We start from the raw sequence: 13,647 nt of genomic DNA on the forward strand, positions 1-13,647 counted from the left end.
CCACCTGAGCAAGCTGACCGAAGGAGGACTGCTCACCGTCGAGGCCCGCGGACGCCACCGCTACTACCGCCTCGCCGGACCCGCCGTCGCCCACCTCATCGAAACCCTGCAACAACTCGCGCCCGCCGCACCGATCCGCTCACTACGCCAGGAAAGCCGCGCCCGCGCGCTGCGCGAGGCCCGCACCTGCTACGACCACCTCGCCGGACGCCTGGGCGTCGAACTCATGTCCGCGATGATCGAACGCGGCCACCTGACCGGCGGCGACGGCACCTTCGACCTCACACACGCCCAGCGCGACCGGCCCACCGGCTACGGCCACGACGCCGACTACACCCTCACCCCATCCGGCAACGAGTTCATCGCCGACCTCGGCCTGCACCTACCGGCACGCCGACGCCCCGTCCGCTACTGCGTCGACTGGAGCGAACAACGCCACCACCTCGCCGGAGCACTCGGCCGCGGCCTGCTCGACCACTTCACCCAGGCCGACTGGATACGACGCACCGAGGCCACCCGCGCCGTCCACGTCACCGACCTCGGCCACCAGGGCCTGCGCGACACCCTCGGCATCGACCTCACCTCCCCCTAAGCGGGGCGCGAGGCCGCGCCGCGCCGGGTCGGGACCCGTTCCTCCGGGTCCGCGGGGGGATCGGGCAGTGCCAGGCACAGGGCGTCGAGCCCGGCGCTGAAGGAGTGCTCGGGCGGGGTGCCGTAGCCGATCACCAGGCCGTCGCGGGCGGGCATGTCGCTGTCGGGGTGCCGGTAGGGGGCCAGGCCGTCCAGCGCCAGGCCCTGGCGCCGGGCGGCGCGCAGCGCGGCCTGCTCGGTGCCGGGCGGGAGTTCGAGTACGGCGTGCAGTCCTGCCGCGATGCCGCTCACCCGGACATGAGGGGCCCGTTCGGCCAGCGTGGCCGTGAGCTGGTCCCGGCGGCGCCGGTAGATCTGGCGCATCCGGCGCAGATGCCGGTCGTAGGAGCCGCAGGCGATGAAGTCGGCGAGGGTGAGCTGGTCGATGACCGCCGACCACATCTCCCTCGGCCCTTTCGCGGCGACCACATCATCGACGAGCCACCCCGGCAGGACCATCCAGCCCAGCCGCATCGCGGGGGAGAGACTCTTGCTGATCGAGCCGAGATAGACGACGCGATCCGGATCGAGACCCTGGACGGCGCCGATCGGCTCGCGGTCGTAGCGGAACTCGCCGTCGTAGTCGTCTTCAAGCATCACCCCGCCACTGGCCCGAGCCCAGTCGACGACCGCCGCGCGCCGCTCGTGGTGCAGCGGGTCCCCGGTGGGGTACTGGTGGGCCGGTGTGAGCAGCACGGCCTCCGCCCCGGTGGCGGGCAGCTCGTCGATCCGCGCGCCGTGCGCGTCGACCGTCAGCGGAACGGTACGGATCCCGCTCCCGGTGATGATCTCCCGGTGGAAGCCCAGGCCGTACGCCTCCACGGCCACGGGACCGCGGAGCAGCGAGCACAGCAGCCGCAGCCCGTGGGCGAAACCGGAACAGACGACGATCCGCTCGGGCTCCGTGCGCACACCTCGGGCGCGCGCCAGATACTCGGTCAGCGCCCGCCGCAGCTCAATCCGGCCGCGCGGATCCCCCACACCGAAGGCGTCGCTGGGCGCGGCCGCCATCGCGCGCCGGGCCGAGGTCATCCAGGCCGTACGGGGGAAGGCGGCCGCGTCCGGTGAGCTGGGCAGCAGATCGTAGGCGGGACGCCGCCGGGCCGGTTGGGCCAGGGCACGCGACCGGCCCGTCTCCAGGGGCGTGACGCGCTGCGCGACACGCGTACCCGAACCCTGGCGGGCGGTGAGCCACCCCTCCTCGACGAGCTCCGCGTACGCGTCGGCGACGGTGTTGCGGGCGATGCCGAGATCGGCGGCCAGGGTCCGGTGCGGGGGCAGCCGGGTGCCGGACACCAGCAGGCCAGAACCGATCGCCTCCCGCAGCGCGCGCATCAGCTTCACCCGGATGCCCCCCGGGCCCGTCAGCACGAGGTGCAGGTCGGCACCCACCCCCGGCCCGGCCGCCGACTCCGAAGAATTGCCCCATGAATCGCTCACAGAAATGCACCATACCGTGGGGCCATTCGGTTCCTAGAGTCGTGCCATGACCACCATTCAGGTTCCGGAACGCATGAACTTCGCCCGGATCGCCCCGAAGGTCTTCAAGGCCGTACTCGCCCTGGACGCCGCCGCCCGGGACGGCCTCGACCCGGTCCTCCTTGAGCTCGTCCAGATCCGCGCCTCCCAGATCAACAGGTGCGCGTACTGCATCGACTACCACACGAGTGACGCCCGCAAGGCAGGCGAGAGCGAGGAACGCGTCTACCAGCTCAGCGCCTGGCAGGAGTCCAGCCTCTACACCGCCAGGGAGCGCGCGGCCCTCGCACTGACCGAGGAGGTCACGCTGCTGCCCGGGGGCGTGACCGGCGCCGTCTACGCCGAGGCGGAGAAGCACTTCGGGGAGAGGGAGCTGGCCCAGCTCATCGCGCTGATCTTCACGGTCAACGTCTGGAACCGGATGAACGTCACCACGCGCAAGACCCCCGGCACCGACTAGCCGCACCACCGAGCTCCCCACGGGCGGCGACCCGCCCCCGTTCCAGGCCCAGCACCCAAACACAGCCACCACCCATCCCAGACCCAGCACCCAAACACAGCCACCACCCATTCCAGACCCAGCACTCGAACGACCATCCGATCGAAGGATTCCCGACGTGACCGTCACCGCTTAAACCCCTCAAACCCCGCCAGCGGCGACCGGCCCCGGCCGGTCACCCGTCAGGGGATGGCTCGCCGTCCTCGCCGTGACCCTCGGCATCTTCGCCGTGATGACCTCCGAACTCCTCCCCGTCGGCCTGCTCACCTCGATCGGCTCGGCGCTGGACGTCTCCGAGGGCACCGCGGCGCTGATGGTGACCGTCCCCGGTCTGGTGGCCGCCATCTCGGCGCCCCTGGTGACCGTGACCACCGGCAAGGTGGACCGCCGCCTTGTCCTGGCCGTTCTCATCGGCATCGTGGGCGCCGCAAACCTCGCCTCCGCCTTCGCCACGAGCTTCGCCGTCGTCCTCGTCGCCCGGTTCCTGATCGGCGTCAGCGTCGGCGGCTTCTGGTCCCTGGCCGGTGGCATCGCCCTGCGCCTCGTACCCGAGAGGCACGTCGCCCGCGCCACCGCCGTCATTTTCGGCGGCGTGGAGACCGCCTCCGTCCTCGGCGTGCCCGCCGGAACCCTGATCGGCGACTCCAGCGGCTGGCGTACCGCCTTCACCGCCGTCGGCGTCCTCGGCCTGACCTCGCTGGCCTGCATGGTTCTTTTGATGCCGAAGGTCGAACCGGAGCAGACGATCACCTTCGCCGACCTGCCGAAGGTCTTCCGCTCCAACACGGCGGTACGAGTGGGCATCGCGATGACCTTCCTGGTCATCACCGGTCACTTCGTGGCCTACACCTTCGTCCGTCCCATCCTGCTGGCCGACGGTGTCGGCCACGGCATGATCAGCGCCCTGCTGCTGACCTTCGGCGTCGCGGGCATCTGCGGCAACTTCGTCGCCGGTGCCCTGGTCACCAGGCGGCTGCGGCAGACCGTCCTCGGCATCGCCGTGATCCTCGCCGCGGCCATGACGCTGCTCGCCGTGACCGACAACGACGCCCTCTCCGCCGGAGCCATCCTCACCCTGTGGGGTCTCGGCTACGGAGCGGTCCCGGTCACCTTCCAGACCTGGATCCTCAACGCCGCGCCCGACGCCACCGAGGCCGCCTCCTCGCTGTACGTGTCGATGTTCAACCTGTCCATCGCGCTCGGCGCCCTTCTCGGCGGCCTGGCCGTCGACAACATCGCCACCGCCAGCGTGCTGTGGATCGGCGGCGGCCTCGCCGTACTCGTCCTGCCGGTCCTCGGCGCCGCGGGCCGTGCCAGGCACACCGCCGGTGTCCGGAACGCCCCGAACCGCGTTCCCCAGAGCGGGTAGACCATGGCGCGGCGTCCGGGGAGGCGTCGGCACGTTCTCAGCGGGGCGGGGCGGATCCCTTCAGCGTCTTCCCGCCCTGGCCAGCGCGTCCTCGGCCTGCGCGGCCAGAGCGGCGACGAGATCGGCCGCGGAGGGCAGGTCGCCGATGAGGTCGACGGCCTCACCGGCCCACACCGGCAGCGGGGGCACCTCGCCCCCCGCCACGGCGTCGCGATAGGCCCGCCTGGCCTCGGGGTCGGCCGCGAGCTCGGCCTCCCGGCCCCGCCATTCGTCGAGGTAGGGGTGGCCGAGCGTGCGGGCGGTGTACTCCGACGGCCACCGGGAGCCTCGGACGACATCCAGCACGCTGCTGCGCTCGGTGTCCTCCCCGCCGCCCTCGATGATCGCCTTGGTGGTCGAGGGATCCACGAGGGCCTCGGTCGTGACGTGGAAACGGGTGCCGATGAGTGCCCCGGCGGCGCCGAGCGCCAGGGCCGCGGCCACGCCTCGGCCATCGGCGATCCCCCCGGCCGCCAGCACCGGCACCGGTGCCGCCAGATCCACCACCACGGGCACGAACGGCAGGGTGGACCGCCCGTACCTGGCGCCGTGCCCGCCGCTTTCCGTGCCCTGCGCCACGATGACATCCGCGCCCAGGTCCACCGCGCGCCTGGCCTCGTCCAGGGAGGTGACCTGAATGATCAGCGCCGCACCCGCCTCGCGGACGCGTCCGGCGAACGGGCTCGGGTCACCGAAGGACAACATCACCGCCGCGGGGTCGTGCTCCAGCGCGTGCTCGACCGCGCCGACGTCTATCGCCCAGGTCAGGAAACCAATGCCCCACGGCTTGTCCGTACCACCCGTGACGATCGGCACCTCGCGGGCCAGCCAGTCGCGATCCCCGTCGCCCGAGCCCAGCAGCCCCAGCCCTCCGCCGCGAGAGACGGCCGCCGTCAGCGCACCACCGGCCGACCCGCCCATCGGCGCCAGTGCGATCGGGTGCTGGACACCGAACAACTCCGTGAACGCCGTCGACAACGTCATAACCACCATCATCGCCCATCACCGGCCTTCGGCCGAAGGCGGCCACCGTGAACCGCCCGCGCCGCTGTTCCGAGGCGGTGTACGACGTGTCCGAAGTGCCCGTTCAAAGGAGTGGCACGGTCATCCGTACGCGCGGATGACGCCGCCGGTGCCGTCGCCTTCGACGCAGCGCAGATAGTGGCCGACGAGCTCGTCCATCGCCACCGGACGCATTCCGGGGAAATGCTCGTCGAAGGTGGTGACTGAGTCGCCGATCATCGTGGGGCTGACCACGTTGATCCGCATCCCCCTCGGCAGCTCGATCGCGGCCGACAGGGCGAAGCTGTGCAGCGCGCCGCTGATGACGCCGCCGCCGGTGACGTGCGGCCAGGCCTCGTCGGCGAAGATTCCCGACGTCAGGGTGAAGGACGCGCCGTCGGCGCAGTGGTGCTGGCCGGTGAGAACCAGATCGGCCTGCCCGAAGAACTTGGCCCGCATGTTCTCGTACAGCGCCTCCGAGGTCAGTGTCCCGAACTCGTCGAGCGCGCCGTGCGCCGCGACGCTCACGACACCGTCGACCGCCCCGACCTCGCGGTACATGGCCTCGATGGTCGCGGGTGAGAGCAGGTCGACGTGGACGTCACCCGAGGCGCGTCCGGCCACGACAACGTCGTGGCCGTTGGATCGCAGTGCCGGTACCAGCCGCCGTCCGATGGTGCCGGCGCCGCCGACGACGATGATCCTCATCGTGCGTTCTCCCTCAGGGACGGGGTTTCCTGCGCGGGGTGCCGATCGAGGGTCCGTGCCAGCAATGTGAGCGCGTCGGCGTCAGGGGTGCCCGCAGGCGCGTAGAACAGCCCCATCTGCTGGTCGTCGTCGGGCAGGGTGACCGTCTCGTTCGCCAGGGTCAACCGCCCGACGACAGGATGGTCGAGTTCACGCAGGTAGTACGAGCAGGTTCGGACGGGGCGTCGCGCCCACATCCGCGCGAACTCCGGGCTGCCCGCCGCGAGGTGGCCGACGAGCTGTTCGAGCACCGGGTCGGCCGGGTGCCGTGCGCCCGCCTGATGCAGGGCCGCGACGGTGACCTGCGCCTTGGCGGTCCAGTCGCGGTACAACGCACGGTGGTGCGGGTCGAGGAACAGCATTCGCGCGATGTTCGGACGGACTCGCGTGTCCGGGGCGTCGAAGTCGACGTGACCGGCCAGCAGGGCGTGCCCGAGGCGGTTCCACGCGAGGACGTCGGCGCGGTGGTCGACGACGATCGCCGGGGTCCCGGGCATCGCGGCGAGCAGCTCACGTACCGAAGGCCGCAGCGTGGTCCGCCGGGCGCGAGGCCGGGTCGGCCGTCTCGGGGCGGCGAGGATCCGCAGATGTTCGTGCTCGGCGGGATCGAGCCGCAACGCCGTGGCCAGCGCGTCGATGACCGCGGCGGAGGCGCTGTCGCCGACGCCCTGCTCAAGCCGCGTGTAGTAGCCGACACTGACCCCGGCGAGCTCGGCCAGCTCCTCCCTGCGCAGCCCCGGGACCCGCCGGTGGGTGACGCCGGGCCGGATGCCCGCCTCGGCCGGGGTCAGGCGTTCACGCCTGCTGCGCAGGAATCCGCCGAGATCGTTCGCTCCGTTGGTGGTCACCACCCCATCGTCGCGCCGCTCGCCGGTCTCCGCCTGCCCCAAACACGGATACCCTCACGAACCTCCCACGTCGAGCTGATTGGTCGCGAACGGCAACCGCCCCAGGCGCCCGGCAACAAAGCAGGCCAAAGGACCGGCGAACAGGTGGGACAGCCGTGGCGCGCGACCTGGTGGAGGCTTCCGCTCGCCGCGCAGTCGGCCACAGGTGGCTTCCAAGTGCCGGTGTCCAGCATGGGTGGCGTGGCCCGTACTCGAAGGAACCTGACACAGACACGACGCCCGAAGGGCATCGCCAACCGGCCCTCCGGCAGGACCCTGGCCCGCAGGCGGCGGTCCGGGCCGGAGCGCGTACCGAGACAGGCTTCCGCCGGGGCGTCGGAGCGTCTGACGGTCAAGGTGTTCCTCAAGGAGGCGCGGCTCGCGATCTTTCTGGCGGTCCTGTTCGCCTGCCTCCAGACGTTCGTGGTCCTCAGCGTCATACCGCAGCTGAGGGTGGCGCTCGGCTACACGGGCACGCCCGGCACCGCGACCGTCCTGTCGTGTGTGCGCCTGGGCAGGGCGAAGTACGACTGCGACGCGCGCTTCGTGTTCGACGACCGGTCGAAGGAGGCGATCGTCGTCGACACCATCCCGGACACGGAAGCGGGCGAGGTCTTCCCGGCCGCGTTGACCCCCGAGGGGGACCGGGCGCTGCCCACGGGGGCGCGGGGCGTGTGGAGGCAGATCGGACTGCTCATCGCGCTCCCGTTCGCGGTGGCCCTCATCGCCTTCCTCACCGCCGTCGTGAACCGCTCCAGGAAGGGGATCATCTGGACGGGCGCACTGGGGCTCCCCTTCTTCGTCACGACGATCGTCTGGTTCACCGTCTGGAGGTGACGGCCTCCTCGGGACCCCGGATCCGGCGGTGCGGCCCGAACGCCGTCGGCCACCGGGAGGACCTGCCTGGCCCGGCCGGTGCCGTCGCGCGTACTCATGTCGCGTTCCCGTTGTCACCCGGCGGGTTCGACTGCCGAGATCAGGTTCGGAACATGGACAGGGGAACCGTGCAGAGGGTCTGCTCGGCACCGTACTCCTCGAACGTGTCGACGGGGCGGAAGCCCAGGCGGGCGGCGAGTTTCAGGGATCGCTTGTTCGCGGTCTGGGTCACGAGCAGGACCGGCTGGTCGGGGAGTTCGTCGGCCGCGGCCCGCAACGCGGCCGTCGCGGCCTCGAACGCGAACCCCGCGCCCCATGCGCCGCGCCGGAGCGCGTAGCCCAGTTCGAGCTCCTCGCCGTCCTCGGTGACCTGCCCGGGGTCGTCGGCCGACCGGCGGGCGAGCATCAGTGTCCCGACAAATCGGTTCGTCGCGGTGTCCGCGATGACGTAGTTGCCGGGCCTGGAGGTCGCGTTTGCGATCGCCTCGTCGAAGCGCCGCTCGACGTCACTCCGAGGCTGGGGACCACCGATGTACGCCTGAACCTCGGGATCGGTCGAGAGCTCGACAAAACCCTCACGGTCGGCGTCGCGCAACGCTCTGCGAAGCAGGAGTCGTTCCGAGGAGATCTCCGTGGCGGACAGCGTAGGCAACCGGCTCATAGGCCCTGGAGCATAGAACACGGCCCCCGGTCCGGGCTGCCGCACCCGCTACCCGCGCAGGCCACTCGCCACGGTTTCGAGGTGCGCGCGGCCGGGGCACGAAAAACCCGAGCCGAGGAAGACCGCCGTCTGGGAGGAAAACCTGTCGCCACGTTGGTCAGCCCCAGGCGGTCACGAAATAAAGCGCGGCCACGCCCGAAGAGAACACCCATCCCGCCGCGAACATCCTCCGCTCCGCTTTCATCGCGATGATGATTCCAACGCATATCAGGAGGCCGGGAAGCACCCACATCGCCGCGTAGATACCGACCACACCCAGGAGAATCGTCAGAACCGCGAATCCCAGAAAGAAAGTGAACGCGGCGGTCAGCGCACCACCCGCAACACGAACCATTTTGCTTCCCACAGGTCGACTCCTTCCGTTCCGGTTCAGCCAAGGAAGTGTCGGCCCACGTGAGTGTTCTCGGCAAGGGCTCGGCACGTCCGCGTGTTCGCGGGCGCCGTCAAGGTGGGGGTATCGATGGGAACAGGAAGATGGCGGGTCATAGTCTGGGGAGATGGCATTCATTCCACGCCACAGGTCGGCCGCGGCGGCACTCGCCCTGCTCAGCGTGACCGGCATCGCCACTGTGACGGTCGCGGCGTCCCCGCCGGTGACCCCTGCCCCGGGCCCGTCGCAGGCGTTCACCGCCACGGTGACGCCGGTGACACCGGGGCAGCTCCGCTACTCTTGGCGTCGGGGATGCCCGGTGCACCCCGACGACCTCAGGATGATCAGCATGACCTACTGGGGTTTCGACGGCAGGCCCCACGCGGGGAAGATGGTGATCAACAAATCGGTGGCCGACCAGGTCGTCTCGGTCTTCAGAAAGCTGTACGGTCAGCGCTTTCCCATCCGGCGGATGGAGCCGGTGGAGGTCTACAAGGGCAGCGACGACGCCTCCATGGCGGCGGACAACACCTCGGCCTTCAACTGCCGCCGCGTCGGGACCACCAGTAACTGGTCGCAGCACGCCTACGGCCTGGCGATCGACATCAACACCCGGGAAAATCCCTACATCCACCCTTATCCGGGTGGCACCGTCGATCCCCCGAACGCGAAGAGCTACGTCCGGCGGCCCCTGGACCGGCCGGGAGTCATCAACCCCGGTGACGACGTGGTCCGCGCGTTCAAGAAGATCGGCTGGGTCTGGGGTGGATCATGGTCGACCTCGAAGGACTACCAGCACTTCTCCCAGAACGGACAGTGACACCTTCGCGGCGTGAGCCACCGGCGGCCGTTTCGGCGGCCTGGGACCACCGGCCGGATACGAGCCGGGGCCGACATCACCGTACGGCGTACGCGAGCCGGGTATCTACCGTGAGCGAGGCTCTGACCTGGCCCTTGGCCGCGCCGAGCACACCTCCCACCTGGTTAACCTGCACGTATGGACAACGTTGACCGGAGAGCGCCCGCGAGCTTGAGAACGGCCTCCCTCGTGGGCGCCGCCCTGTTCGCGCTCGTCATGGCTTTCAGCGGGCTCTTCGGGGCCCGTGCCGTCTCCGCCTCCACGGCCGCCGCCCTGCCACCCCCGTCGCCGGGACGGCAGCTCATCACCGTGACGGCCGACGCCTACCAGAAGAGCACCGCCACGCTGGTCGCCTACAGCGCGGAGAACGGCCGCTGGGTGAAGGCGTACGGGCCGTGGACGGCGAGCGTCGGCGAGAACGGCATCGCCCCGCCGGGCCAGAAACGGGAGGGCGACGGGCGCACCCCGTCCGGCACGTACGGGTTCGACTTCATGTTCGGGGCCAGACCCGACCCCGGTGTGAGGTTTCCCTACCGGCAAGCGCTCTCCCACGACAAGTGGAACGACGATTCCGCCAGCCCCCTCTACAACACGTGGGTGGACGCCCGCCACGCCGATCCCGGGGTGGCTCCCGAGGACATGATGAACCCCCCGGCCTACGACTACGGCGCCGTGATCGCCTACAACACCGAGAAGCGCACCCCCGGCCTGGGTAGCGCGATCTTCCTCCACGTCAACACCGGCGGGCCCACCAGCGGCTGCGTCAGCCTGCCGGTCGACAAACTGCTGCGGGTGCTGCGCTGGATGGACCCGAAGCACTCCCCGCAGATAGACATCAGAGTCGCCTGACCAAGGAGCGATGGCTCATACGAGCATCGGCTCGGTGGCGTAGCGCTTCTCGACGTACTGCGACAGAGGAGGAGACCGGCCTGAAAGTCGAGATCACCGGCCTCTTCTCCTCTCCGAACCACGTGATCGTCTACATGCACAAGGACAAGGTCGACGAGGTGCGGCAACCGGTCAATGTCCGCCTACGGGCCCGCTGCGATCGCCGGCGTAAGGCGCACCGGTGGCAGGCGCATCAAAGGGTGCCCTCCGCCCGGAGATCACTTCGACGGGCACGGCTTCCGCCTCGATGACCCGGTGCTCGGGTCGGCGCCATGAAGCGCGAAGTAGCTCCGTATAACCGTTTGTCAGGCCCTCGTCTGTCGACACTCCGCCGGGAAGCCGCAAGGTCGCAGGTGGTGAGCGTCGAGAACTCGTGCCGAGAATCCACGTCGGTGAACGGTTCGGTGAGTGGATTCCGACAGATGCCGACGCGACGCCTTGACCTCGAAATACACCCCTGCTTTGCGTCCCATGACACCGACCCGAGCGGAGGACCTCATGTCCCGACAGATCGGGCACCCGAACTGAAGGCCGCGCTGGAGCGCGCGCACGCCGACGGCCCGCCCCACCTGATCGGTTCCTGAAAGTCAAGCGGGGTCGTACTGCCACCTGATCACCGTTCACGATCATGACATGTGACTGTGTGTGATGGGTCCGGCCCGGGTTGGCGCGTGCGTGTCAGGGCTGAGCGCGTTCTCACATCGTGAGACCGAGGGCGAGCCGCCCACGTGGGTGTGCCCGCCTGGGTCCTCACTCGGGGGCGGATGGTAACCGGGATGTCAGGTAGTGCTCTCCGGGAACCGGCGAACTGTTCACGTAGCGTACTGGTTCTCCAGTGATCATTTCGGTGGGCTGTGCTCTGGTCGTCTCTTGACCGGGCACTGCCGTGATGCTCCGGGGGATCCTGCAGATGGGAAAGCACTTGTACGGCCTATGGCGAAAAGACAGAAAGACCGGCCGGTTCGGATTGCTGGCCGCCTCCTTGGGCGTGGCGACGCTCGCGAGCCTGCTGAGCGGGTTGCCCGTCCAGCCCGCGCGGGCGGATCCAATCGGGGCGCCCGTGTACCGAGCGCTCTCCGGTGTCGGGTCGGCGACGACGCAGGATGTGATGGACGCGTTGTCGGATGTGGTGACGGTGAACGGGCAGAAGGTGCTGGCCTCGTACAAGGCCGACCCGGGCGCGTCGCGCACGATCACGACCAAGAATCCCGCGACGCATCCGGACTGCACGCTGAATCGCCCGGCGGGCGACGCCGATGGGCAGAGCGCCCTGGGGTACTCGATAGGGGTGCAGGACGGGTGTCTGGATTTCGCCCGGCTGGCGGGCGAGCCGACCAAGCAGTCGATCTCCCCGATCGCCAACGTGACCTACCGGCCGTACGCGCTGGACGGGATCACATTCGTGACGAACCGCAGGAGCGCCCTGCTCGGGAAGAGCCTGGATTTCCTGCGTGACGTTTTCACATGTGGTGCCGGTGCGACCACCTGGCATCCTCTTCTGCCGGCATCGGGGTCGCAACTGCGCGGTGAGTGGCTGGCGGCTCTCGACATCAGGGAGGAGGACATGAGCGGCGGGAAGTATCCGTGCGTCAGGGACACCATCGCGGGCGTGCCGAACCGCGAGAACGACGTCTCGCTCGTGGCGGCGGACCAGGCCGCGATCATGCCGATCTCGATCGGGCAGTTCGTGGCGCACGGGTGGCCTGACATCCGGATGGGGAGTATCCAGCCAAATGGGGGACCTCCCGTGCTGCCCAACAACGCGGCATTCCCCACGGCGTTCCCCAACGGGGTCAGCTACACCACCCATGCCCTCTCGAACCTTCCGGATATGACCTCCGGTGAGGTGAAGGACCTTTACCAGTGCCGGATCACGAAGGTCCGCGGGATCCCGGCGACGCCGCTGCTGCCGATGGCGAGTTGGGTACGATCGGCGTGGCTGAAGAGTGTGGACATCACCGAGGCCGACATAACCGCAGGTCTGTACCCATGTATCCGCACCACCCTGAGTGACGGTTCCCCGATCCCGGTCGATGACGGGCAGCCGCTGTATGACGAGCCGTCGCAGGGGTTGAGCTACGTCATCCCCCACTCCATCGACGCCTACATCCATCAGATGATCGGGTACAGCGGGGTGGCCGCGGACAAGCGCCATGGACGCGTGCTCGGCGGGATCGCCCAGGACGACAAGGTGGTGAAACGGCCGTTCGTGCTCAACACGCAGTACAGCCAGCCGCTGGTGCGCCGGTTGTACAACGTGATCCCCGTGGACAAGCAGCGGACCAGCCCGTGGCGGGAGGTCTTCACCGGCGCCACCTCGCTGATCTGCCAGAACGCCGCGATCATCGAGACCTACGGCTTCGTCCCGCTGGGCCCGGACAGCTGCGGCGGCGGTGACCAGGAACTTGTCGACCCCGCATCGCCCAGCTACCAGATCCGCAACATCAAGAGCGGCAAATGCGTGGCGATCGACGGTGCCGGCACCGCCGACGCCGCCCGTGCCGTACAGCAGACCTGTGGCAGCGGTCCCGAACAGCGGTGGACCTGGCACGGGACCACAGTGCGGCAGCTCAAGAACACCCGCAGCGGCAAGTGCCTGGCGATCCGCGACGGCAGCGTCGCCAATGGTGCGCAGGCCATCCAAATGCCCTGTGGGTCCGGCACCGAGCAGCAGTGGATCCTGCAGGCCGACCCGGCGGGCGCGGAGAGCCATCTCATGAACGTCAAGAGCTCCCTGCTTCTGTCCGTTTCCGGCGGCGGCAGCACCGCCGACGGCGCCCAGCTGGTCCAGTGGGCGGCCGACAACAGCCCTGAGAAAGACTGGACCCTGCAGACCGCCACCACCGTCTCACCGGGAGTGGACACGCTGATGGACGCCACGACCTCGATGACCACCACATCCTCGGCCACCGTGACAGGCGCCACGGCGATCCCGGCCCCGGTGGGGAAGGCGGCGATCGCGGCGGCGGCGGCGAACCAGTGGGTCACGGTGACCTATCCGGGGCGGTTGGTCGACATCCGCAACGGCAGATGCAGGTTCCAGGGGTACTGGAGCCAGAAAGGCGCCAGGCCCGGCAGCGAGCCCATCGGTGGCTCCTTCTTCGAAACCCGCGGATATCTTGTCGGCCCCAAGTGCGCGGTGTCGATGCACTTGCAGGTCATCAACTACAAGAGGAAGAACGTGGGGATATTCGTCGCCGATCATTACGTTGACGCCGGCAAGCCCTCAAGCCCCGGTAAGAACGAGCGCTGGATGTTCTAGGGACCCATCGGCGGCGGGT

The 13,647-nt window shown here is 69.3% G+C and carries 13 protein-coding genes; 7 read left to right on the forward strand and 6 right to left on the reverse strand.

All coding sequences use genetic code 11. The features are described 5' to 3' along the window. The coding region (locus ACW9TB_RS29850) for an ArsR/SmtB family transcription factor (protein WP_472751413.1) at positions 1-592 on the forward strand (592 nt) is incomplete at its 5' end. Here ACW9TB_RS29850 and pdxR read toward each other — a convergent pair. Beyond that, positions 589-2,070 carry a MocR-like pyridoxine biosynthesis transcription factor PdxR gene (pdxR, locus tag ACW9TB_RS29855; RefSeq protein WP_472751414.1) on the reverse strand — a complete coding sequence of 494 codons (1,482 nt, stop codon included), beginning with the start codon at positions 2,068-2,070 and terminating at the stop codon, positions 589-591. The two genes, ACW9TB_RS29850 and pdxR, sit on opposite strands and share 4 nt — an antisense overlap. Positions 2,071-2,116: 46 nt before the next feature. Between pdxR and ACW9TB_RS29860 the strand changes: the two genes are divergently transcribed. After that, the gene (locus ACW9TB_RS29860) at positions 2,117-2,569 is read left to right on the forward strand and encodes a carboxymuconolactone decarboxylase family protein (RefSeq protein WP_472751415.1); all 453 of its coding nucleotides are present in this window, start codon (positions 2,117-2,119) and stop codon (positions 2,567-2,569) included. A gap of 271 nt (positions 2,570-2,840) precedes the next feature. Then, positions 2,841-3,977 carry an MFS transporter gene (locus tag ACW9TB_RS29865; protein WP_472751416.1) on the forward strand — a complete coding sequence of 379 codons (1,137 nt, stop codon included), beginning with the start codon at positions 2,841-2,843 and terminating at the stop codon, positions 3,975-3,977. Positions 3,978-4,037: 60 nt separating this feature from the next. Here the strand turns inward: ACW9TB_RS29865 and ACW9TB_RS29870 are convergent, their stop codons facing one another. From ACW9TB_RS29870 to ACW9TB_RS29880, 3 genes are all read right to left on the reverse strand, one after another. Further along, positions 4,038-5,000, reverse strand: coding sequence for a nitronate monooxygenase (locus tag ACW9TB_RS29870; RefSeq protein WP_472751417.1), 963 nt, complete (start codon positions 4,998-5,000; stop codon positions 4,038-4,040). 120 nt (positions 5,001-5,120) lie between these two features. Continuing rightward, positions 5,121-5,726: a short chain dehydrogenase gene (locus tag ACW9TB_RS29875; RefSeq protein WP_472751418.1), complete on the reverse strand. Its 606-nt coding sequence runs from the start codon at positions 5,724-5,726 to the stop codon at positions 5,121-5,123. Then, entirely contained in the window at positions 5,723-6,613 is an 891-nt protein-coding gene (locus ACW9TB_RS29880; RefSeq protein ID WP_472751419.1) for a helix-turn-helix transcriptional regulator, read from the reverse strand. Before ACW9TB_RS29880 ends, ACW9TB_RS29875 begins: the two co-directional genes overlap by 4 nt. 240 nt (positions 6,614-6,853) lie before the next feature. Between ACW9TB_RS29880 and ACW9TB_RS29885 the strand changes: the two genes are divergently transcribed. Then, on the forward strand, positions 6,854-7,489 hold the full coding sequence (locus ACW9TB_RS29885) for a hypothetical protein (protein ID WP_472751420.1): 636 nt from the start codon (positions 6,854-6,856) through the stop codon (positions 7,487-7,489). Positions 7,490-7,628: 139 nt separating this feature from the next. Here ACW9TB_RS29885 and ACW9TB_RS29890 read toward each other — a convergent pair whose 3' ends face one another. Then, positions 7,629-8,189 (reverse strand): GNAT family N-acetyltransferase, encoded by a 561-nt coding sequence (locus tag ACW9TB_RS29890; protein WP_472751421.1) that lies wholly within the window; start codon positions 8,187-8,189, stop codon positions 7,629-7,631. 157 nt (positions 8,190-8,346) lie between these two features. Then, complete coding sequence (locus tag ACW9TB_RS29895) at positions 8,347-8,595, reverse strand: hypothetical protein (protein ID WP_472751422.1); 249 nt, start codon at positions 8,593-8,595, stop codon at positions 8,347-8,349. 151 nt (positions 8,596-8,746) lie between these two features. Here ACW9TB_RS29895 and ACW9TB_RS29900 point away from each other — a divergent pair, with 151 nt between their 5' ends. The 3 genes from ACW9TB_RS29900 (at position 8,747) to ACW9TB_RS29910 (ending at position 13,628) form a co-directional block, all read left to right on the forward strand. Beyond that, positions 8,747-9,439: a M15 family metallopeptidase gene (locus ACW9TB_RS29900; protein WP_472751423.1), complete on the forward strand. Its 693-nt coding sequence runs from the start codon at positions 8,747-8,749 to the stop codon at positions 9,437-9,439. 177 nt (positions 9,440-9,616) lie between these two features. Next, complete coding sequence (locus ACW9TB_RS29905) at positions 9,617-10,327, forward strand: L,D-transpeptidase family protein (RefSeq protein WP_472751424.1); 711 nt, start codon at positions 9,617-9,619, stop codon at positions 10,325-10,327. 949 nt (positions 10,328-11,276) lie between these two features. Then, positions 11,277-13,628 carry an RICIN domain-containing protein gene (locus ACW9TB_RS29910; protein WP_472751425.1) on the forward strand — a complete coding sequence of 784 codons (2,352 nt, stop codon included), beginning with the start codon at positions 11,277-11,279 and terminating at the stop codon, positions 13,626-13,628. Positions 13,629-13,647: the final 19 nt, after the last annotated feature.

It is taken from the genome of Streptosporangium sp. H13245, assembly GCF_055690525.1.